This window comes from Streptomyces sp. NPDC001599, assembly GCF_042893535.1.
Lineage (GTDB): Bacteria > Actinomycetota > Actinomycetes > Streptomycetales > Streptomycetaceae > Streptomyces.
Map to the genome: position 1 here is coordinate 226,358 of NZ_JBIAVA010000008.1, position 18,080 is coordinate 244,437.

Here is an 18,080-nt window from a genome sequence, read left to right on the forward strand (position 1 = left end):
CCACCGAACCCGGCGACTCACACGCCGTTCTCGGTGATCAGGTCGATCAGGCCCTGGGCCGTGTTGTCGGGGGAGTCCATGCCGATCATGTCGTCGCTCGCCGCCTCGGCGCTGCGGGGGAACATGGCCCGCTCGTACTCGGCCAGCGCTGCCTCGACGTCGCCCGGGTGCGCGGCGAGGGCGCTGCCCAGTTCCGCTCCGTCGAGCATCGCGAGGTTGGCGCCCTCGCCGTTGGGAGCGGCGAGGTGGGCCGCATCGCCCAGCAGGGTCACGCCCGGCACCCGCTCCCACCGGTGTCCGGTCGGCAGAGCGTAGAGGGCGCGCAGGGCCGGCGCGACATCGCTGTCGGTGATCAGCGCGGTGAGCTCCGGCGCCCAGCCGTCGAACTCCTGGGCGATGCGTGCGGTCGCCGCGGCGCCGTCGGTGAAGTCGATCCCGGTGAACCAGTCCAGCGGCCGGGACAGCCCCACGTAGGCGTGCAGGGTGTCGTCCTTCTCCCGGTGGGCGAAGATCTCCTTGCCCGGTGCGGGAGCGATCAGCATCCCGCCCCCGACCGTCTTCGCGGCCACCGGGTGGCGGATGCCGGCGTCGAACAGGTAGGTCTCGACCACCGACTTGCCGACGTACTCGGGTGTGGCGGAGGACAGCAGCGGCCGGACACGTGACCACGCGCCGTCCGCCCCGACCAGCAGGCGGGTGACGACCGTGCCACCGTCGGCGAACGTCACCTCGTGGCGTCCGTCGCCGAGGGAACGGGTTCGGCTGACCTTGTGTCCCCACCGCACGGTGCCGGCCGGGAGCGAGTCGAGCAGGATCTGCCGCAGGTCGCCGCGCTGCACCTCCGGGCGTCCACCGGTCCCGTCGTCGGCCTGGTCGAGCCGGACGGTGCCGTCCTGGTCGAGCACCCGCATGGCCTGGCGGCCCTCGAGCACAATCGCCTGGAACTCGTCCGTCAGACCGGCCGCCTCGACCGCGAGCTGCCCGTTGTAGTCGTGGATGTCCAGCAGTCCGCCCTGGGCGCGCGCCGAGGGGGAGGAGTCGGCCTCGTAGACGGTCACCGGGATCGCGTGGACGTGCAGGACACGGGCCAGTGTGAGTCCGCCGAGCCCGGCGCCGACGATCGTGACAGGGGTGTGCATGCTGACTCCTTCGGGACCGGGCCGTCCGGTTCTTCTCCGGACGGCCACCTCTCGAAAGGTGTCAGCTGCCGCCGACGGGCCACCGACATCCGACCGACAGCCCCCGACATCTCTCCTACGCGGGGCCGGCACGACACCGGCACCGCAGGTCGGACGATGCGCTCAGGCGCGGCGGGCGCGGATCACGACGGCTGTGCCCGCCGCGACGGCGAGCACCGCCGCGCCGCCGAGGAACGCGGTCCGTCCGCTCGTGCCGGTGCTGGCGAGGCTCGGCCGCGCGTCTCCCGTGGCCCGCAGGATCAGTTCGGTGACGTCCTCCGGGTTGGTCTCCATGACGGCGTGCGGCGCGTCGACCTCGACGGTGGTGGCGTCGGCCCGCTTCGCCATGAAACGCAGGTTGTCGGTGCCGATGGTGCGGTCGTCGGTGGGGACGAGGTACCAGGACGGGATGGTCTTCCACGCGACGGCCCGCGTCGGTTCGTTGCCGGAGGCGGCGGTCGCGGGCCGCTGGGTGGCGGCCAGCACCTGCGTGCGGCTCGCGTCGAGCCGGTCGCTCAGGAACACGTCGCTGAATTTCTCCGGCTTGAGGTACAGGTCCACATTCGTGGCGTCGCCGCCGAGCGGTACGGCGTTCAGCGCGGTGGGCACCGGCGCGTTCGGGTCGTCCGTCACTCGGCTGCCGGGGAACTTGGCCGCGAGCTGGAAGGCTGACTCGCCCTTGTCGGGCGCGAACCCGGCGATGTAGACGAGGGACTTGACGTTGGGGTTGCCGGCGGCGGCGTTGGTGATGACTGCTCCGCCGTAGGAGTGCCCGACGAGCACGATGGGGCCCTCGATGGCCTTGAGCCGCGCGGCGAGGTAGTCGGCGTCGCCGGAGAGGCTGCGCAGCGGGTTCGCGGTGGCCACCACCGGGTAGCCCCGGGCCTGCAGGTGCTCGACGATGCGGTCCCAGCCGGAGGCGTCCGCCCAGTACCCGTGCACCAGTACGACCGTCGGCTTGTTGCTTCCGGACGTCCCGCCGGGGGGCGTGGCACCGCCTCCGCCCTCGGACGCCAGTGAGGGGCCTGCGGCCATCAGGGCCGCCGCGGGGAGGAGGACGGCCAAGGGGAGTGCCCGCCGGGTGGCGGCGCGTCGTATGTGCTCCATGACCCTGCTTTCTCTGCGGGGGAGGGACTGGTGACCACACTGCGTTCGGGTGACGGACGCGGCACCACGAACATGGCCGAAGGAGTGAAGATCGGTCACGGAGAGTAAACGAGTACCTCGCGCACCGGCGCGTTGTCGCATCGTCGTCCCAGCCGGTGGCGGAGCATGCCACCCATGCTGTCCGGTCTTCTGGCCAGGTTGGTCAAACTGCTGCTCGGGCGCCACGGCAGTGCGCTGCACTGGAGGGCCGCGTGTGCCGCGACGGTCGTCCTGGTGATCGTGCTCCTCGCGGGTTCGTACCTCGCCGTCCTGGCCGAGCGCGGCGCCCCGAGGGCGCAGCTGACCACCTATCCGCGGGCGCTGTGGTGGTCCGTGGAGACCGCGACGACCGTCGGCTACGGCGACCTGTATCCCGTGACCCTGTGGGGCCGGCTCGTGGCCGTGGTGGTGATGGTCGCCGGGATCACCGCCTTCGGTCTGGTCACCGCCGCGCTGGCCACCTGGTTCGTCGGAAGGGAACGGGAGCGCCGGGGCCACTTCGTGCGCCACACCGAGAAGGCCGCCGAGGAGGCGTACAGCCAGGCGACCCGGGCGCTGCACGAGCGTTTCGACCGGTTGGAGCGGATGCTCGACGAGAACCGCGGGTGACTCCCCGCCCGGACGCGGCACCGATGAGATTCCGGCGGTCGTGCGGTCTACCCGTCGACGAAAGGAGCGCACCATGCGCGAGATCATCGTTTGCACGTTCCTGACACTGGACGGCGTCATGCAGGCGCCGGGCGGCCCGGACGAGGACGCCGAGAGCGGCTTCGAGCACGGCGGCTGGCAGAAGCCGGTGGACGACGACGAGGTCGGCAGGGCCATCGCCGGATGGTACGAGGACTCCGACGCCATGCTGCTCGGCCGCAAGACCTACGACATCTTCGCGTCGTACTGGCCGACCGCCGACCCGGACAACCCGTTCACCGACCGGATGAACGGCATGCACAAGTACGTGGCGTCCCGGACCCTGACGTCCCTCGAATGGCAGAACTCGACCCTGCTGGAGGGCGACACCGTCGACGCCGTACGCAGGCTGAAGGCGTCCGACGGCGGGAACCTCAACGTCGTCGGCAGCGGCGACCTGGCCCAGACCCTCATGCGTCACGGCCTCGTCGACGAGTACCGGCTGACCATCCACCCGGTGATCATCGGGACCGGCAAGCGGCTGTTCGCCGACGGAGCGATTCCCACCGCGCTGGAGCCGGTCAGCGTCTCGACGACGAAGGGCGGCACGGTCGTCGGTGTCTACCGGCCGACCGGTGCGCCCAGCTACGACACCTACTAGGACGCCGGAGGAACCGAGGTGCCCCGACGTGCCGGGGTCCGGTACTGTGCGGCTCATGTCGAGTCCCGAGTCAGACAGGGTGGGGGCTTTCGGTCACCCGTCAGCCCCCTGAATCACTGAGTTCGCAGCCCTGTGCCGTCATACCGCTTTCGCCGGTCGGACGAGCGCACGCACGGGGGCCGGCCGTGGTGACGAGATGACCCTTCTCGTGCTTCTCCTCGCCTCGGAGCCACTCGATGCCCCTTCCGCTGTACCTGCTCGCCGTGGCCGTTTGCGCCATGGGCACCTCGGAGTTCATGCTCGCCGGCCTCGTGCCGGACATCGCCTCGGACCTCGGCGTCAGCGTCGGGACCACAGGCGTACTCACCTCGGCCTTCGCGACCGGCATGGTCGTCGGCGCTCCCCTGGTGGCGGCGCTGGCCCGCACCTGGCCCAGGCGTTCCAGCCTCCTCGGATTCATCCTCGCCTTCGCGGCGGCACACGCCGTGGGAGCCGGCACCACGAGCTTCCCCGTCCTGGTGACCTGCCGGGTCGTGGCCGCGCTCGCCAACGCGGGATTCCTCGCGGTCGCACTGACGACTACCGCCGCACTGGTCCCCGCCGACAAGAAGGGACGCGCGCTGGCCGTACTGCTGTCCGGCACGACGGTGGCCACGGTCGCCGGTGTCCCCGGCGGGTCACTCCTGGGGACCTGGCTCGGCTGGCGGGCCACGTTCTGGGCCGTCGCCGTCCTCTGCCTGCCCGCGGCGCTCGGCGTGCTGAAGGGAATCCCCGCGGGACCCGTGACGGCGGCGGCGACCGGTGGGCCGCCGCTGCGAGTCGAGCTCGCCCGGCTCAAGACCCCCCGGTTGCTGCTCGCCATGCTGCTGGGCGCGCTGGTGAACGCGGCGACCTTCGCGAGCTTCACCTTCCTGGCCCCCGTCGTGACCGACACCGCCGGGCTGGGCGAACTGTGGGTCTCCGTCGCTCTGGTGCTCTTCGGTGCCGGTTCCTTCGTCGGCGTCACCGTCGCCGGACGGCTGTCCGACCAACGCCCCGCCCAGGTCCTGGCCGTCGGCGGTCCGCTGCTGCTCGCCGGCTGGCCCGCGCTGGCGATGCTGGCCGACCGGCCGGTCGCGCTGCTGATCCTCGTGTTCGTCCAGGGCGCACTGTCGTTCGCGCTGGGCGCCACACTGATCACACGGGTCCTCTACGAGGCGGTGGGCGCGCCCACCATGGCCGGTTCCTACGCGACCGCCGCCCTCAACGTGGGCGCCGCGGTCGGACCCCTCGTCGGCGCGACCGCCCTCGGCACCACGACCGGCACCCTCGGGCCGCTGTGGGCGAGCGGGCTCCTGGTCGCCGTCGCGCTGCTCGTCGCGTTCCCCTTCCGCACGGTGATCACGACTGCCGCACGACCCGAGACGATCCGATGACGCATGCGAAATGCGCGTTGTCCACCGTGAACGGTGTCACGGCGTCCAGTGGTGGCGGGCACGGGACATGTCCACTCGCGTCCCGCGCATCGGCGTGGCCTCGTCCCGCAGAAGGAGCGGCGCCCGCCCCCCCGTGGCAGGAGGGCGGCGTCCCGTCCGCGTACACGACACGCCACCACGGCACGCCCTCGTCGAGCAGACTCATGGCCCGACCCACCTGCCGTGCACCGACGCCGACCCGTCGACCGACGTCACCGTACGAGGCGACGGCGCCCGCGGGGATCGAGCAGACCGCATCCCGGACCTCGTCGACGAAGGTCACGGCACCTCCGAGTCGGGCGGTGGGTAGGTGAGCCGGCCGTCGCGGACCTGTGCGTGCTCGTTCAGGACGGCCGCCTTCGTGGCCGTCCGCGACATGATGTGCGCGACCTCCACCCCGGCGACCAGCAGCGCGTCAGTGATCAGCCGGCGGTGGCACCGCCACGGCACCGCCTCGCTGCACATGATCGCGGGCCGCTCGTGCCGCGCCAACCGGATCAGCTCGTCGAGGCCTTCCGCGAATTCGTCCCCCGCCATGTAATCGGCGTAGTCGCGGAACGCTTTTACCCGCCACGCACCGTTCTCACTGGGGACGCCCGCGGGGGTGTGCCGGCGACCACCCAGCCGAGGGATCCAGCGGTACTCGATGTCGGACGGCAATTGCTCCACGACAGCGGCCTGGTTCCACTGCGGATGCTTCCTGGACGAAGGGTAGGAGCGGACATCGACCAGGCAGGTGATGTCATGGCCGCGCAGCATGTCCAGCACCTCGTCGAATGCACGCGTCGAATGCCCGATCGTGTGGACCCGGCTCACCTCGGCCCCTACGCCTTCTTCAGTGCTCCACCCTTGTGCATGGCGACATGGTCGGTCTTGTCGCTCCTTATTTCGTACTGCGGGTCGTCCGCCGAGCAGTGACGTGTGCGGCCCTTGAATTCCACGTCGTGGGTGTGCTTCTTGATGACGACGCCCTCGACGTACCCGGCCTCGGAGTTCCAGCGCACGTGGTCTCCCACGGAAAAATCGTCCGCCATGTGGTCCAGAATCTCACGTGGGCAGGCCCGCGGCTATCCGGTGAATGGCTCAGTCCCCCGGGGCCGAAGTGGCCCACACGGGCGAAGTGGCGGGAGCATACGGTCGAGGGCACCGTGTGCGTGACGACAGCCGCTCGACCCGAGGACCCGATATGCAAGCCATCTCCGTCCATGACCGTGACGCAGGCGCCGAAGGGCTCGCCCTCACGGAAATGCCCTACCCGCACGCTGCCGAGAACGACGTCGTCGTGCGTGTGCATGCCGCCGGTTTCACCCGCGGGGAACTCACCTGGCCGGGCACGTGGACCGACCGTGCCGGACGCGACCGCACCCCGAGTGTGCCCGGGCACGAACTCTCGGGCGTGGTCCAGGAACTGGGGTACGGCACCACCGGACTCACCGTCGGCCAGCGGGTGTTCGGCCTGGCGGACTGGACGCGCAACGGTTCGCTGGCCGAGTACACCGCGGTGGAGGCACGCAACCTGGCCCCGCTTCCCGCCGGTCTCGACCACACCGTGGCCGCCGCGCTGCCCGTCTCGGGGCTGACCGCGTGGCAGGGGCTGTTCGACCACGGACGGCTCGCGACGGGGCAGACGGTCGTGATCCACGGCGCCGCCGGCAGCGTCGGTTCGATCGCGGTCCAGCTCGCCCGCGAGGCGGGTGCCCGGGTGATCGCCACCGGTCGTGCCGCCGACCGGGACACCGCTCTCGGCCTGGGCGCCGAGGTCTTCCTGGACCTCCAGTCGGACCGGCTGGAGGACGCGGGAGAGGCCGACGTCGTGTTCGACGTCATCGGCGGCGAGATCCTGGACCGCTCGGCCGCTCTGGTACGTCCCGGCGGCACCCTCGTCACCATCGCCGCGCCCCCCGTCGTCAGGCCGGAGAACGGGCGGGCGGTCTTCTTCGTCGTCGAATCCGACCGGGTCAGGCTCGCCGACCTCGCGCAGCGGGTGAGGGACGGGCGGCTCAGGGTGTCCGTCGGAGAGGTGCGCCCGCTCACCGAGGCACCCGCCGCCTTCGCGTCCGGCCGGGGCAGGCACGGCAGGACCATCATCCGCGTCGTGGCCGAGGGCCCCGACGAGGCGGCGGGCCACCGGTGACCCGTATGTCGCTCGGCGCCCTGCCCGTGCCCGGCAGCGCGGCATCGGCCGCCGCCCTGGACGTCGCGACCGCCTACCTTCCGCCCGCGCTGCTCAACCACTCGCTGCGCGCCTACGCGTGGGCGGCCGCCCGCGGCACGGCGGACGGCCTCTCGTTCGACGCGGAACTCCTCTACGTCGCCGCGCTCTACCACGACATCGGGCTGGTCCCGGCGTTCGACAGCCACACGCTCGCGTTCGAGGAGGCGAGCGGCCACGTGGCCCGCGTCTTCGCGGCGGGCGCCGGATGGCCGCCGGGGCGCCGCGAGCGCCTGGCGGACGTCGTCGTCCGCCATATGGCGCCGCAGGTGGATGCCGCCACGGACACCGAGGGACACCTGCTGGCCCGCGCCACCGCGACCGAGGTCACCGGCAAGGACGTGGACGACTACCCGCCGCACTTCCGCGACGAGGTGCTGGCACGCTATCCCAGGCTGGACCTGACCGAACGCTTCTTGGCGTGCTTCGAGGCCCAGGCCGCGCGCAAACCCGGCAGTTCCGCGGGCGTCGCGGTGCGGTCCGGGCTCGCCGGCAGGATGGCCGCCAACCCGCTCGGCCCCTGAGCCCGGCTCGTGTTCCCCGCACGGGTCCGTGGGCCGTGCCGGTTCAGCGCGAGGGCGTGAGGTAGCGCAGCAGCAGGGTGTCGTCCTCGGCGAGTGCGGTGGCCAGGCGCAGGCCGGTGGGCGGGGTGGGCGGCCCGGTGGCGATCCGGCCGGCCGGGCCCGCGGTCAGCAACGGGGAGACGGTCAGACGGAGTTCGTCGACCAGTCCGGCGGCGGTCAGCGCCCCGAACAGATGGGGTCCGCCTTCGCAGTCGATGCGCCGCAGCCCCCGCCGGGTGAGTGCGCAGACCGCTGCGGCCAGGTCGACGGTGTCCTCGCCCGCGACGACGACGTCCGCCCCGGCCTCCTGCCAGGCCCGACGCGTGGGCACGGGTACCGAAGCGCAGGTCAGGACGATGGTCGGGACGCGCGCCCGGGTGATGACGGGGGCGTCGGCGGGCAGTGTTCTGCCGGTGCTCACGACGGCCGTCGGCGGGACGTCGGCCAGGCCGTGGCGGCGCCGGCGGCCGAGGGTGTCCGGGTCGGGGTGGACACCGCGGAAGCCCTCGACCATGGCGGTGTTGGCGCCGATCAGCAGGACGTCGGCGAGGTCGCTGCCGAGCCGCAGCACCTTGCGGTCGGGCGGCGTGGACAGGGGCCTGGCCAGGCCGCCGACCTCCACGGCCCCGTCGGCGCTGGCGACGAAGTTGACGGCGAGCCAGCGCTCACGGTCCGGGTAGGTGTAGAGGCGTTCCAGTTCGTCGTCGTCGATGGGCCGGGCGTGTTCGGCGGGCCAGATCAGGTGCATCAGGCGATCCAGGTACTCGTACGGGCGGGGGGACGGCTGCCGTTGATGCCCGCGGCCATCTCGACGACGTGGCGGGTGGGCAGGACCTGGTGGGCCCGGAAGACGGCGGCGCCGTCCCTGGCGGCGACGGCGGTCGCCGCCAGGGTGCCGGCCAGCCGGTCCTCCAGTTCCACGTCCAGCATCTCGCCGACGAACGTCTTGTTGGACAGTGCCATCAGGACCGGCCACCCGGTCCGGGTGAACTCGCGGAGGCTGCGGAGCAGGAGGAGGTGGTCGGCGGTGTTCTTGCCGTAGCCGGTGGCGTCGATGAGGATGCCGCCGCGGGGCACGCCGGCGGCTTCGGCCCGCTCCGCCAGCTCGACGACGGAGGTGCGGACGGCGGCCACCACGTCGGGGTAGTCGGGTCGGAAGGGTTCGGCGCGGGGAGTGCGGCCGCCGGTGTGCGTGCACACGTAGCCGGCACCGTGGTCGGCGGCCACCTCGATCAGTTTCGGGTCGGCGGCGGCCCAGGCGTCGTTGAGGATGTCCGCTCCCGCCCGGCAGGCGGCGTCGCCGACTTCGTGGCGCCAGGTGTCGATACTGATCAGAAGGTCGGGATAGCGGTCGCGGGCCCATTCCACCAGCGGGACGACACGGGCCACTTCTTCGGCCGTCGTGACCTCCTCTCCCGGACTGGCCGCGACTCCGCCGAGGTCGATCATGTCGGCGCCCTCGGCGACGGCCCGGGCGATGGCGGACCGGGCCGCCTCGGCGGCGAAGGTGGCACCCCGGTCGTAGAAGGAGTCCGGTGTGCGATTGACGATCGCCATCACCAGGGGCCGGTCGCCGACTACGCGGCGGCCGCGGAACTCCAGGTCGACTGCTGTGGTGGGCATGGTGTGTGCGGCTCCTGTCGTCGGCCGGTCGAGGGTGCTCATCGCCGGGGCGGTGCGTCGCCGGTGGCGAGCGTGTCGAGATCTGCCTCGGTGAGCCGCTGGGCGGAAACCCGTGCCCGGGTGCCGACCAGGGCGGTGAGGGCGTCGCCGTGGTCCCAGGAGTTGACGTTGAGGGCGGCGGTGATCCGCCCGTCACGCAGCCAGAAGGCGAGGAACTCGCGGGTGGCCGGGTCGCCGCGCAGGACCAGTTCGTCGCGGTCGGGGTCGGCGAGGCCGCGGTACTCGCAGCCGAGGTCGTACTGGTCGGAGAAGAAGTACGGGTCGGCGCTGTAGGCGTCGTGGCCGCCGAGGAGGTTGCCCGCCACATGGGCGCCCTGCTCCTTGGCGTTGGACCAGTGCTCGACCCGTACGCGTCCCTCGTGGCGCGGGTGGTCGTGGGCGGCGATGTCGCCGGCCGCGTAGACGTCGGGGGCGGAGGTGCGCAGTGCGGCGTCGGTGGCGACCGCGCCCGCAGCGAGGTCCAGGCCGGCGGCTTCGGCGAGTTCGGTGCGGGGCAGGGCACCGACTCCGACGACCACCACGTCGGCGGGCAGCTCACTGCCGTCGTCCAGGAGTACCGTCCGGCCGTCGTGGCGGACTTCGGTTCCGGTCGCCCCGACGCCCAGGCGCAGGGCGACGCCGTGGTCGGCGTGCAGGTCGCGGAAGACCGCTCCGACCTGGTCGCCGAGGACGTGCCGCAGAGGCAGCGGCACGGGGTCGACCATGGTCACCCGTGCGCCGTGGGCGCGGGCCGCCGCAGCGACCTCGCAGCCGATCCATCCGGCACCGACGATCACCACGCGGGCTCCGTCGGTCAGCTTCTCGCGCAGGGCCAGGGCGTCGTCGAGGGTGCGCAGCGTGCACACCCCGGGACCCTCGAAGCCGGGCGGGACCCGGGGGCGGGACCCGGTCGCCAGCAGCAGCCGGTCGTATCCGTGGGTCCTGCCGTCGGCGTCGACGATCTCGTGGTCGGCCGGTTCGAGGGCGGTGACGGCGGTGTCACGGCGCAGGGTGATGCCGTGGTCGTCCCAGTAGCCGGCCTCGCGGACCCAGTCCGGCTCGTCCCGCTCGCCCAGCAGGACACCCTTGGACAGCGGGGGGAGTTCGTACGGGTCGTGGGCCTGCTCCGCGAACAGGGTGAGGTCTCCGTCGTATCCCTGCTCGCGCAGGGCGGCGGCGGCCGACGCGCCGGCCAGGCCGGCGCCCACGATCAGGATCCGCCGGGGCGGGCGTTGCGGTGTGCTCATGACTGCCTCCCGATGGCTGGCGCGTTGCTCTGCTACCGCTGGATGCCGGTGAGGGCGAGGAACTCCTGCCGGGACGCCGCGTCCTCGCGCAGCGTTCCCAGCAGGGTGGAGGTGACGGTTCTCGATCCGGTGGCCCGCACTCCGCGCAGGGTCATGCAGGTGTGCTCGGCTTCGACGACGACCCCGACTCCCCGGGGCCGCAACTGTTCGGCGAGGTGGTCGGCGACCTGCTTGGTCAGCCGTTCCTGCACCTGGGGCCGGCAGGCGTAGTGCTCCACCACCCGGGCCAGCTTCGACAGCCCGAGGATGCGTGCGCCGGGCAGGTAGCCCACGTGTGCCACCCCCACGAAGGGCAGCATGTGGTGCTGGCAGACCGAGCGCAGGGGGATGTCGCGGGCCAGCACGAGTTCGTCGTAGCCCTCGTCGTTGGGGAACGTGGTCATCCGGAACGGGCGCGCGTTGAGCAGTTCGGCGTAGCCGCGAGCTATCCGGCCGGGCGTGTCCCGCGTTCCCTCGCTGTCCACCACGACCCCGAGCGCCCGCAGGAACTCCCGGGCGGCCCGCTCGGCGGCCTCCAGGTCGGGCCCGGTGACTTCGTCGGGCGCGGTGACATCCTCGATCACCTGCAGTGCGGCTGTGGCAGTCATATCCACGGATCCTCCTGTGACATGTGCACGGCCCACGGCCCTCCGTGTATCGACAAGTTCTGTTGTTTTTACAGGCTGGTCACCGTGCCGGAGATTTGTCAAATCTCATTGGTGTTACATTGGGAATGTGGGTACGAACGAGGACCGTGACAGGGACGCCATCGGCGAACTGAGCAGCCTGGACGATCCGGTGCGGCGTCGGCTGTACGACTACGTGCGGACCTGCGACGAAGCCGTCAGCCGGGAGGACGCCGCGAAGGCGGCCGGGATCAGCCGCACGCTGGCCGCCTATCACCTGGACAAGCTCTCCGAGGCGGGCCTGCTGACCGCCGGCTACGCGCGGGCCGCCGGGCGCGGCGGCCCGGGAGCGGGCCGCCCGGCCAAGCGCTACACGCGAACGGACCGGGAGCTGTCGGTCAGCGTGCCGCCCCGCGACTACGCTCTGCTGGCCGGCGTGCTGGCCGGCGTGCTGGCCGAGGCCGTCGCCGCCGACGGCTCCGGGGCGGTGCGGGAGGCCGTGGCCGCCGCCGCGCACGCGGCGGGCAGGTCGGCCGGTGGCGAGGACCTGACGGCGGCGCTGCGCGGCTGCGGCTACGAGCCCGCGACGACCGCCGCGGGAAGCATCGACCTGCGCAACTGCCCCTTCCACCGGCTCGCTCGCGAGCACACGGAACTGGTGTGCTGGCTGAACCTGCACCTGGTACGGGGCGTGCTCGAGGCCGGCGGACAGCAGCCCGGTCGTGCGGTGCTCGCACCCCGCCCCGGCCGCTGCTGCGTGGTCGTCGACCCGCCCGTGCAGGAGTCCGAGGACGCGGCCGTCCGACGGCCGCACGGGGGCGGTCGGTAGCCCCTCGCGACCGGTGCTAGGCTTCGCATCGAAGTGATGATCCGTCTGCTTGCGGAGACTGAAGGAGGTGAGTTGATGACTGGCGTGGAAACGCCCGCCGTGCGCGGCGTCCGAGTCGTCCTCATCTCCCGGGCCTCGTCCTGATCTGCGTCTGCCTCCCTCCCTCGTAGGACCGGATTCGGCATGCCTGTCGACGGACGGGTCCCGGTCCAAGGGTTTCCATGGAAAGGAACCTGGTCATGGACCTTCCCCGCATCTTCACCATCCGCGAGAGCAGCCACCGCATCCACAACCCCATAACTCCGGCCAAGCTGGCCACGCTGGGCGAATCGCTCCACCTCGACCCCGGGACCCGGGTGCTCGACCTGGCCAGCGGTTCGGGCGAACTGCTGTGCACCTGGGCCCGCGACCACGGGATCACAGGCACCGGAGTGGACATCAGCACCGCCTTCACCGAGCGAGCCCGCGCCCGCGCCGACGAACTCGGCGTCGCCGACCGGGTCCGTTTCGTCCACGGTGACGCGGCGGGCCACGTCGCGGACCAGCCGGTCGATCTGGCCGCCTGCGTGGGCGCCACCTGGATCGGGAACGGCGTCGCCGGAACGACCGAACTGCTCGATCGCAGCCTCCGCCCCGGCGGCCTGATGCTGATCGGCGAGCCCTACTGGCGGCGGACCCCTCCTGACGAGGAGACCGCCACGGCCTGCCACGCCGCCTCCATCGCCGACTTCCTGGAACTCCCGGACCTCATCGGGAAGTTCCAGGGGCTCGGCTACGACGTGGTGGAAATGACGCTGGCCGACCAGGACAGCTGGGACCGGTACGTCGCGGCCCAGTGGCTCAACATGCGCCGCTGGCTCGACCGTCACCCGGACGACGAACTGGCGCCCGAGATACGGGAAGGTCTCGCCACCGAGCCCGTCCGCCACGCGCGCGCCACACGTGAGTATCTCGGCTGGGGCGTCTTCGCCCTGATGAAGCGCTGAGGGCTCCGTCCCGCGCGAAGCCCGGACGCCGTACCGTCGGGGTCCGGGCTTCGCGCGGGGCCAAAACGGCTCAGGCCAGCGCGTTGACCGCGGCCGAGAACACGCGCGGCAGTCGAGCGGCGGTGGGCATGATGCGGGGGGCGAGCGCGGGCTGGAGGCGGGCCCGCAGCAGGAGTTCGGTCAGCAGCCGGTGCCTTCGGGTAGCCCTGCGCCAGTCGGCCTCGTAACGGCCGGGTGTGCCCCGGCGCAGGTTGGCGACCAGGGCCTCGGCGCCGACGAGGGCGAGGGCGACGCCCTCGCCGGTCAGGGCGTCGACGTATCCGGCGGCGTCACCGACGAACAGGATCCTGCCGTGGGCCCGGGTGCGGGAGCGCTGCCGCAGCGGTCCGGCGCCCCGCACCGAGGTGACGGCCCGGTCCGGCGGCAGTCGGGCCGCAAGACCCGGAAAGCCCTCCAGATGGGCGGTGAAGGAGGCCCGCCGGGTGGTCAGCACGGCGATGCCGACGAGCCGGGGGCCGACCGGGGTGACGTACGCCTCCGCGTCCCCGCCCCAGTGCACTTCGACGTACGGCGACCAGGGCGCCACCGCGTAGTGCCGGCGCAGTCCGTAGCGGGCTGCGCCGCGGGTCTCCACCTCCAGGCCGAGGGAGCGGCGTACACGTGAGTGCAAGCCGTCCGCCGCGACCAGCCACCGGGAGCGCAGCCCCGTGCCGGGCACGCTCACGCCCGCATGGTCCTGCCGCACCTCTCCCACGCGCAGCGGCAGTACGGGCACCCCGGCCGCCAGCACGGCACGGTGCAGCACGCCGTGCAGGTCGGTGCGGCGGACGCCCATGCCGGGGCCGTGCCGGAACGCGGCCTGGACCCCGCGGGCACCCTGGACGTAACGGATGCCGCTGACGGGGACGCCGGGGACCGCCAGACCGAGCGCGGCGAGCGAGCGGACCGCGCCGGGCATCAGCCCCTCGCCGCATGCCTTGTCGACCGGCGCCGGGCGGGGCTCGACGACGACCGTGTCGAGACCGGCGCGCGCCGCGTGCAGGGCGGTGGCGAGACCGGCGGGACCGCCCCCGACGATCACCAGGTCGTGCTGGGCACTCACGCGGGCGCCGCCTGGGCGAGGGCCGTGTTCTCACAGCGCAGGCGGACGGTGAGCAGCATCGCGTTGGCCGCGGTGAAGACGGCCGCGGTCAGCCACGCCGAGTGCACCAGGGGCAGGGCGGCCACCTCCACCACGACCGCGACGTAGTTGGGGTGCCGCAGGAAGCGGTAAGGTCCGGCGCCGACCAGACGCGCTCCCGGAACGACGATCACGCGGGTGTTCCAGTAGGGCCCGAGCGTCCCGACGCACCACCAGCGCAGGGCCTGCGCCAGAAGCGCCAGGGCCAGCACGGGCCACCCCAGGGCGGGCAGGAACGGGCGGTCGGCGATCAGGGGTTCGAGCAGACAGCACGCGAGCAGCCCGGTGTGCAGGGCGACCATCACGGGGTAGTGGCCACGGCCGTGCTCCACTCCCGCGCGGGCGAGCGTCCACGCCGCGTTGCGGCGCGCGACGACGAGTTCGGCCACGCGTTCGACGGCGACGGCGAGGAGGAGAAGCGCGTACCACGGCATGAGAGCACCTCACCAGCGCAGCAGGACGAGTTCCGAGCAGAAACCAGGGCCCATCGCCACGAGCAGGCCCCAGGTGCCGGGCTCCGGTGCACGACCTGCCCGGATGCCTTCCAGGATGTGCAGCACGGACACGGACGACATGTTCCCCACCGCCGCGAGGGAGCGCCGTGAGCAGTCCAGGGCGTCGTCGGACAGGCCGAGGGTCTCGCTCACCGCCGACAGGATCCGCGGGCCCCCGGGGTGGCAGATCCAGGTTCCGATGTCGTCGACGGTCAGCTCGTGCTCGGCCAGGAACGCGCGCAGATGCCGGCCGAAGTGGCCCCGGACGATGTCCGGGACACCGGCGTCGATCACGACGCGGAAGCCGGCGGCGCCGATCTCCCATCCGAGGAGCTGCTCGGTACCCGGGTACAGGTGACTGCGGGTGGCGACCACGCGGGGACCGGCCGCGGGCGCGACGGGGCCACTGCCGCCGCCGTCGGTGCTGCCGCCGCGGGCGACGAGTGCGGCGGCGCCGTCGCCGAAGAGGGCCCCGGCCACGAGGTTGGCACGCGAACCGTCACCGCGCTGGAGCGTGAGCGAGCACAGCTCCACGGTGAGCAGCACGGCGGTGTCGTCGGGGTGCCCGCGGAGGTGGTCGTGCACCCGGGCCAGACCGGCGGCGCCCGCGACGCAGCCGAGCCCGAACAGCGGAAGCCGCTTGACGTCGGGTCGCAGCCCCATGCGCCCCGCCAGCCGGGCGTCGAGCGACGGAGCGGCCACGCCCGTGATCGAGGCGAAGACCAGCAGGTCGACGTCGGCCGGTGCCAGCCCTGCCTCGCGCAGCGCGCCCGAAAGGGCCTCCTCGCCCAGTTCGAGCCCCGCCTCGATCCAGGCGTCGTTGCTGCGCCCGAAGTCACCGAGCCGGGCGTACCGCTCGATCGGCAGGGCGAGGTGACGCGTACGCACCCCCGCCGACGCGTGCACACGCTGCAACAGGGCGCGGTCCGCCCCGGAGGGCAGGCACAGGTCGCCGATGGGCCCGGTGAGCTCGTGCTGGGCGTACCGGTGCGCAGGCAGCGCGCACCGCACGGCGGCGATGCGGGGACCCGCCGCGGACGGCGGCTTCGGATGCCGCGCGGAGGCAGGGGGAGCGGACGGGGAGGGAGCATGCTCGACGAGCACAGGGACACGCATGTCGTTCATGCCTTCCTCGGCCGCCGGTCCCACTACCGTGCGTACGTGTCACTCCACCCGTCCGGGGTTCTCCCGCGCTCGTCCGGCAGAGTCGTGGCGTTGCTGCGCGCCTGCCATCCGGAACCGACGGCCGCCGTCACCGTCTTCGTGGCGGTTCTGGCGGTCGGAGCCGGCCGCGGGCCGGCGGGGTCGGCGGCCGTGGTCCTCGCCGTCCTCGCCGGCCAGCTCTCGATCGGCTGGTGCAACGACGCGGTCGACGCACGGCGCGACACGGCCTGCCGGCGCGGTGACAAGCCGGTGGGCACCGGGGCGCTTCCGCGTGCCGCTGCCGCCGCCGCCGCGGGCACGGCCCTGGTCCTGTGCGTACCCCTGTCCCTGGTCTGCGGGCTCGCCGCGGGAGCCGTCCACCTGGTGGGGGTGGCCGCCGGCTGGGCGTACAACCTGCGGCTGAAGCGGACGGTCCTCTCGCCGCTGCCGTACGCCGTGGGCTTCGCCTCCCTGCCGGCCTTCGTCACCCTCGGTCCGCCCCTGTCGGCCTGGCCCGCCTGGTGGGCCGCGACCGCCGGGGCCCTGCTGGGGGTGGGAGCCCACCTGGCGAATGTGCTGCCGGACATCGAGGACGACCTGGCCACGGGGGTGCGCGGGCTGCCGCAGCGGCTGCACCGGTCGGCCTGCCGCCGGCTGGCGCCGGTCGTGATGTCGGCCGCCGTGGGAGTGCTCGTCGTGGGACCGCCCGGCGCGAGGGGAGTCATGGACCTGGTGCTGGCGGGAGCAGCGGTGGTCGCCGCCGTGGCGGGCACGGCCGTGCGGGCGGGAACCCGCAGCCGGTGGCCGTTCCGGGCGGCCGTCGTGGTGGCCGGCATCGCGGTGGCGCAACTGCTGCTGCACGCTCCCGACATGAGCTGAGCGCGGGCTGCGTACCCGGGCCGCACTCCGAACAGACGCGGTGCGCTGGTCGGTTCGCGAGTCCTGAGGTGCACTGGGACCGGTGGCCCCGAAGCGGGGCCGGGTGCTGCCCGCGAGGCGGCCCGACGGTCGAGGAGACCCTCATGAAACGCATCAGGACAGCCACCGCGCTGGCCGCGGCCCTGCTGGTCACCGGCGCGGCGGCAGGGTGTTCGGACGACGGCGGCGGAGGCGGCGCCGGCGGTACGGAGACCCGCAACGCCGCGGACGCGCCGGACACCGACGTCGTACCGGCCGCGACCTCCTCGAGCGCCCCCGCGGTCGACATCAAGGACGGCACCTACGGCAAGTCGCTCGTCGACGAGAAGGGCCGGACCCTCTACCTCTTCGAGAAGGACGCGAAGGACAAGTCGAAGTGCGACGACGACTGCGCCGCCGCGTGGCCGCCGTTCACGGTGAAGTCGACCCCGGCCGCGGGCAAGGGGGTGAAGAAGGACCTGCTCAAGACCACCAAGCGGGACGACGGCTCCGAGCAGGTGACGTACAACGGGCACCCGCTCTACCGGTTCGCCGACGACCGGAAGCCGGGCGACACCAACGGGCAGGACGTCGACGCCTTCGGCGCCAAGTGGTTCGTCGTCGACCCCGACGGCGACAAGATCACCACCAAGCCCAAGACCGGCGACGGCGGCTACTGACCTCCGGCCGGACCGGCCCACCACCGCTCGGAGAAGCCATGCCGTTCCCGTTCCCCACCGGTGCCGCCCGGCTCGCCGCGGCCGCCGCCTGCGCGCTCGCCCTGACCACCCTCGTCGGATGTTCCGACGGGGGAGGCGGTGGCGGCGACGGCGCGACCGAGACGGCCACCCGCCCGTCCGCGAGCGGCGGGACGCAGGTCACGATCAAGGACTTCAAGTTCCAGCCCGCCTCCCTGACCGTCTCTCCCGGGGCGAAGGTCACCGTCGTCAACAAGGACTCGACCACGCACACCGTGACGGCGTCCAAGGGCGGATCGTTCGACACCGGAGACATCGCCCCAGGCAAGAGCGCCACCTTCACGGCGCCGTCCACGGCGGGCGACTTCCCCTACACGTGCACGATCCACCCGTTCATGAAGGGCACGCTCACCGTCGAGTGACCTGGCCGGCGGCCCC

21 protein-coding genes and 1 pseudogene are annotated in these 18,080 nt (G+C 72.7%); 10 read left to right on the forward strand and 12 right to left on the reverse strand.

Annotation, left to right across the window (positions count from 1 at the left end):
* Window positions 1–17: 17 nt before the first annotated feature.
* Together ACFYZ3_RS21840 and ACFYZ3_RS21845 are read right to left on the reverse strand one after the other, a co-directional pair.
* A complete protein-coding gene (locus tag ACFYZ3_RS21840) occupies window positions 18–1,139 on the reverse strand; it encodes an FAD-dependent oxidoreductase (protein ID WP_388520172.1) in 1,122 nt (373 codons plus the stop codon).
* A 162-nt stretch (window positions 1,140–1,301) separates the two neighbouring features.
* Entirely contained in the window at window positions 1,302–2,285 is a 984-nt protein-coding gene (locus tag ACFYZ3_RS21845) for an alpha/beta fold hydrolase (RefSeq protein ID WP_388520175.1), read from the reverse strand.
* A gap of 165 nt (window positions 2,286–2,450) precedes the next feature.
* Between ACFYZ3_RS21845 and ACFYZ3_RS21850 the strand changes: the two genes are divergently transcribed.
* The 3 genes from ACFYZ3_RS21850 (at window position 2,451) to ACFYZ3_RS21860 (ending at window position 5,027) form a co-directional block, all read left to right on the forward strand.
* A complete protein-coding gene (locus ACFYZ3_RS21850; protein ID WP_388520178.1) occupies window positions 2,451–2,933 on the forward strand; it encodes a potassium channel family protein in 483 nt (160 codons plus the stop codon).
* A gap of 73 nt (window positions 2,934–3,006) precedes the next feature.
* Window positions 3,007–3,612, forward strand: coding sequence for a dihydrofolate reductase family protein (locus ACFYZ3_RS21855; RefSeq protein WP_388520181.1), 606 nt, complete (start codon window positions 3,007–3,009; stop codon window positions 3,610–3,612).
* A gap of 236 nt (window positions 3,613–3,848) precedes the next feature.
* Complete coding sequence (locus tag ACFYZ3_RS21860; protein ID WP_388520183.1) at window positions 3,849–5,027, forward strand: Cmx/CmrA family chloramphenicol efflux MFS transporter; 1,179 nt, start codon at window positions 3,849–3,851, stop codon at window positions 5,025–5,027.
* A gap of 36 nt (window positions 5,028–5,063) precedes the next feature.
* On the opposite strand, the pseudogene ACFYZ3_RS21865 reads toward ACFYZ3_RS21860, so the two are convergent.
* From ACFYZ3_RS21865 to ACFYZ3_RS21875, 3 genes and pseudogenes are all read right to left on the reverse strand, one after another.
* Window positions 5,064–5,349: pseudogene (locus tag ACFYZ3_RS21865) on the reverse strand (MGMT family protein).
* Window positions 5,346–5,882, reverse strand: a complete 537-nt coding sequence (locus ACFYZ3_RS21870; protein ID WP_388520185.1) for a DUF488 family protein — start codon at window positions 5,880–5,882, stop codon at window positions 5,346–5,348. Before ACFYZ3_RS21870 ends, ACFYZ3_RS21865 begins: the two are co-directional and overlap by 4 nt.
* A gap of 8 nt (window positions 5,883–5,890) precedes the next feature.
* On the reverse strand, window positions 5,891–6,100 hold the full coding sequence (locus tag ACFYZ3_RS21875) for a DUF2945 domain-containing protein (protein WP_388520188.1): 210 nt from the start codon (window positions 6,098–6,100) through the stop codon (window positions 5,891–5,893).
* Between the two features lie 152 nt (window positions 6,101–6,252).
* On the opposite strand from ACFYZ3_RS21875, the gene ACFYZ3_RS21880 reads away from it, so the two are divergent.
* Together ACFYZ3_RS21880 and ACFYZ3_RS21885 are read left to right on the forward strand one after the other, a co-directional pair.
* Entirely contained in the window at window positions 6,253–7,200 is a 948-nt protein-coding gene (locus ACFYZ3_RS21880; protein WP_388520190.1) for an NADP-dependent oxidoreductase, read from the forward strand.
* A gap of 5 nt (window positions 7,201–7,205) precedes the next feature.
* Window positions 7,206–7,802, forward strand: a complete 597-nt coding sequence (locus ACFYZ3_RS21885) for an HD domain-containing protein (RefSeq protein ID WP_388520580.1) — start codon at window positions 7,206–7,208, stop codon at window positions 7,800–7,802.
* A gap of 43 nt (window positions 7,803–7,845) precedes the next feature.
* On the opposite strand, the gene ACFYZ3_RS21890 is transcribed toward ACFYZ3_RS21885, so the two are convergent.
* From ACFYZ3_RS21890 to folE, 4 genes are read right to left on the reverse strand one after another with little or no spacing between them, the layout of a single operon-like run.
* Window positions 7,846–8,589 (reverse strand): pyrimidine reductase family protein, encoded by a 744-nt coding sequence (locus tag ACFYZ3_RS21890; RefSeq protein WP_388520193.1) that lies wholly within the window; start codon window positions 8,587–8,589, stop codon window positions 7,846–7,848.
* Window positions 8,589–9,464 (reverse strand): dihydropteroate synthase, encoded by an 876-nt coding sequence (gene folP / locus ACFYZ3_RS21895; protein WP_388520196.1) that lies wholly within the window; start codon window positions 9,462–9,464, stop codon window positions 8,589–8,591. The genes ACFYZ3_RS21890 and folP overlap by 1 nt, the downstream gene beginning before the upstream one ends.
* Before the next feature lie 38 nt (window positions 9,465–9,502).
* Window positions 9,503–10,750: an NAD(P)/FAD-dependent oxidoreductase gene (locus tag ACFYZ3_RS21900; RefSeq protein WP_388520199.1), complete on the reverse strand. Its 1,248-nt coding sequence runs from the start codon at window positions 10,748–10,750 to the stop codon at window positions 9,503–9,505.
* A gap of 32 nt (window positions 10,751–10,782) precedes the next feature.
* Window positions 10,783–11,397 carry a GTP cyclohydrolase I FolE gene (gene folE / locus ACFYZ3_RS21905; RefSeq protein WP_388520202.1) on the reverse strand — a complete coding sequence of 205 codons (615 nt, stop codon included), beginning with the start codon at window positions 11,395–11,397 and terminating at the stop codon, window positions 10,783–10,785.
* 127 nt (window positions 11,398–11,524) lie between these two features.
* On the opposite strand from folE, the gene ACFYZ3_RS21910 reads away from it, so the two are divergent.
* Together ACFYZ3_RS21910 and ACFYZ3_RS21915 are read left to right on the forward strand one after the other, a co-directional pair.
* Window positions 11,525–12,244, forward strand: coding sequence for a helix-turn-helix transcriptional regulator (locus tag ACFYZ3_RS21910; RefSeq protein ID WP_388520205.1), 720 nt, complete (start codon window positions 11,525–11,527; stop codon window positions 12,242–12,244).
* A 239-nt stretch (window positions 12,245–12,483) separates the two neighbouring features.
* Window positions 12,484–13,230 (forward strand): SAM-dependent methyltransferase, encoded by a 747-nt coding sequence (locus ACFYZ3_RS21915; protein ID WP_388520207.1) that lies wholly within the window; start codon window positions 12,484–12,486, stop codon window positions 13,228–13,230.
* 70 nt (window positions 13,231–13,300) lie between these two features.
* On the opposite strand, the gene ACFYZ3_RS21920 is transcribed toward ACFYZ3_RS21915, so the two are convergent.
* From ACFYZ3_RS21920 to ACFYZ3_RS21930, 3 genes are read right to left on the reverse strand one after another with little or no spacing between them, the layout of a single operon-like run.
* Window positions 13,301–14,332 carry an NAD(P)/FAD-dependent oxidoreductase gene (locus tag ACFYZ3_RS21920; protein WP_388520210.1) on the reverse strand — a complete coding sequence of 344 codons (1,032 nt, stop codon included), beginning with the start codon at window positions 14,330–14,332 and terminating at the stop codon, window positions 13,301–13,303.
* Window positions 14,329–14,844, reverse strand: coding sequence for an isoprenylcysteine carboxyl methyltransferase family protein (locus ACFYZ3_RS21925; RefSeq protein WP_388520212.1), 516 nt, complete (start codon window positions 14,842–14,844; stop codon window positions 14,329–14,331). Before ACFYZ3_RS21925 ends, ACFYZ3_RS21920 begins: the two co-directional genes overlap by 4 nt.
* A 9-nt stretch (window positions 14,845–14,853) precedes the next feature.
* Window positions 14,854–16,020 carry a type III polyketide synthase gene (locus ACFYZ3_RS21930; RefSeq protein ID WP_388520583.1) on the reverse strand — a complete coding sequence of 389 codons (1,167 nt, stop codon included), beginning with the start codon at window positions 16,018–16,020 and terminating at the stop codon, window positions 14,854–14,856.
* A gap of 45 nt (window positions 16,021–16,065) precedes the next feature.
* Here ACFYZ3_RS21930 and ACFYZ3_RS21935 point away from each other — a divergent pair, with 45 nt between their 5' ends.
* From ACFYZ3_RS21935 to ACFYZ3_RS21945, 3 genes are all read left to right on the forward strand, one after another.
* The gene (locus ACFYZ3_RS21935; protein WP_388520215.1) at window positions 16,066–16,926 is read left to right on the forward strand and encodes a UbiA family prenyltransferase; all 861 of its coding nucleotides are present in this window, start codon (window positions 16,066–16,068) and stop codon (window positions 16,924–16,926) included.
* A gap of 143 nt (window positions 16,927–17,069) precedes the next feature.
* Complete coding sequence (locus ACFYZ3_RS21940; protein WP_388520218.1) at window positions 17,070–17,624, forward strand: hypothetical protein; 555 nt, start codon at window positions 17,070–17,072, stop codon at window positions 17,622–17,624.
* A gap of 38 nt (window positions 17,625–17,662) precedes the next feature.
* Window positions 17,663–18,064, forward strand: coding sequence for a cupredoxin family copper-binding protein (locus ACFYZ3_RS21945; RefSeq protein WP_388520221.1), 402 nt, complete (start codon window positions 17,663–17,665; stop codon window positions 18,062–18,064).
* The last annotated feature ends 16 nt before the right edge of the window (window positions 18,065–18,080 follow it).

Excerpts from the sequence above, each read along its gene's own strand:
- ACFYZ3_RS21845 (WP_388520175.1), bottom strand. The coding sequence starts at position 2,285 with ATGGAGCACATACGACGCGCCGCCACCCGGCGGGCACTCCCCTTGGCC.
- ACFYZ3_RS21880 (WP_388520190.1), top strand. The coding sequence starts at position 6,253 with ATGCAAGCCATCTCCGTCCATGACCGTGACGCAGGCGCCGAAGGGCTC.
- folP (WP_388520196.1), bottom strand. The coding sequence starts at position 9,464 with ATGCCCACCACAGCAGTCGACCTGGAGTTCCGCGGCCGCCGCGTAGTC.
- ACFYZ3_RS21930 (WP_388520583.1), bottom strand. The coding sequence starts at position 16,020 with ATGCGTGTCCCTGTGCTCGTCGAGCATGCTCCCTCCCCGTCCGCTCCC.
- ACFYZ3_RS21915 (WP_388520207.1), top strand. The coding sequence starts at position 12,484 with ATGGACCTTCCCCGCATCTTCACCATCCGCGAGAGCAGCCACCGCATC.
- ACFYZ3_RS21875 (WP_388520188.1), bottom strand. The coding sequence starts at position 6,100 with ATGGCGGACGATTTTTCCGTGGGAGACCACGTGCGCTGGAACTCCGAG.
- ACFYZ3_RS21885 (WP_388520580.1), top strand. The coding sequence starts at position 7,206 with ATGTCGCTCGGCGCCCTGCCCGTGCCCGGCAGCGCGGCATCGGCCGCC.
- ACFYZ3_RS21840 (WP_388520172.1), bottom strand. The coding sequence starts at position 1,139 with ATGCACACCCCTGTCACGATCGTCGGCGCCGGGCTCGGCGGACTCACA.
- ACFYZ3_RS21945 (WP_388520221.1), top strand. The coding sequence starts at position 17,663 with ATGCCGTTCCCGTTCCCCACCGGTGCCGCCCGGCTCGCCGCGGCCGCC.
- folE (WP_388520202.1), bottom strand. The coding sequence starts at position 11,397 with ATGACTGCCACAGCCGCACTGCAGGTGATCGAGGATGTCACCGCGCCC.
- ACFYZ3_RS21890 (WP_388520193.1), bottom strand. The coding sequence starts at position 8,589 with ATGCACCTGATCTGGCCCGCCGAACACGCCCGGCCCATCGACGACGAC.
- ACFYZ3_RS21940 (WP_388520218.1), top strand. The coding sequence starts at position 17,070 with ATGAAACGCATCAGGACAGCCACCGCGCTGGCCGCGGCCCTGCTGGTC.
- ACFYZ3_RS21850 (WP_388520178.1), top strand. The coding sequence starts at position 2,451 with ATGCCACCCATGCTGTCCGGTCTTCTGGCCAGGTTGGTCAAACTGCTG.
- ACFYZ3_RS21860 (WP_388520183.1), top strand. The coding sequence starts at position 3,849 with ATGCCCCTTCCGCTGTACCTGCTCGCCGTGGCCGTTTGCGCCATGGGC.
- ACFYZ3_RS21855 (WP_388520181.1), top strand. The coding sequence starts at position 3,007 with ATGCGCGAGATCATCGTTTGCACGTTCCTGACACTGGACGGCGTCATG.
- ACFYZ3_RS21925 (WP_388520212.1), bottom strand. The coding sequence starts at position 14,844 with ATGCCGTGGTACGCGCTTCTCCTCCTCGCCGTCGCCGTCGAACGCGTG.
- ACFYZ3_RS21900 (WP_388520199.1), bottom strand. The coding sequence starts at position 10,750 with ATGAGCACACCGCAACGCCCGCCCCGGCGGATCCTGATCGTGGGCGCC.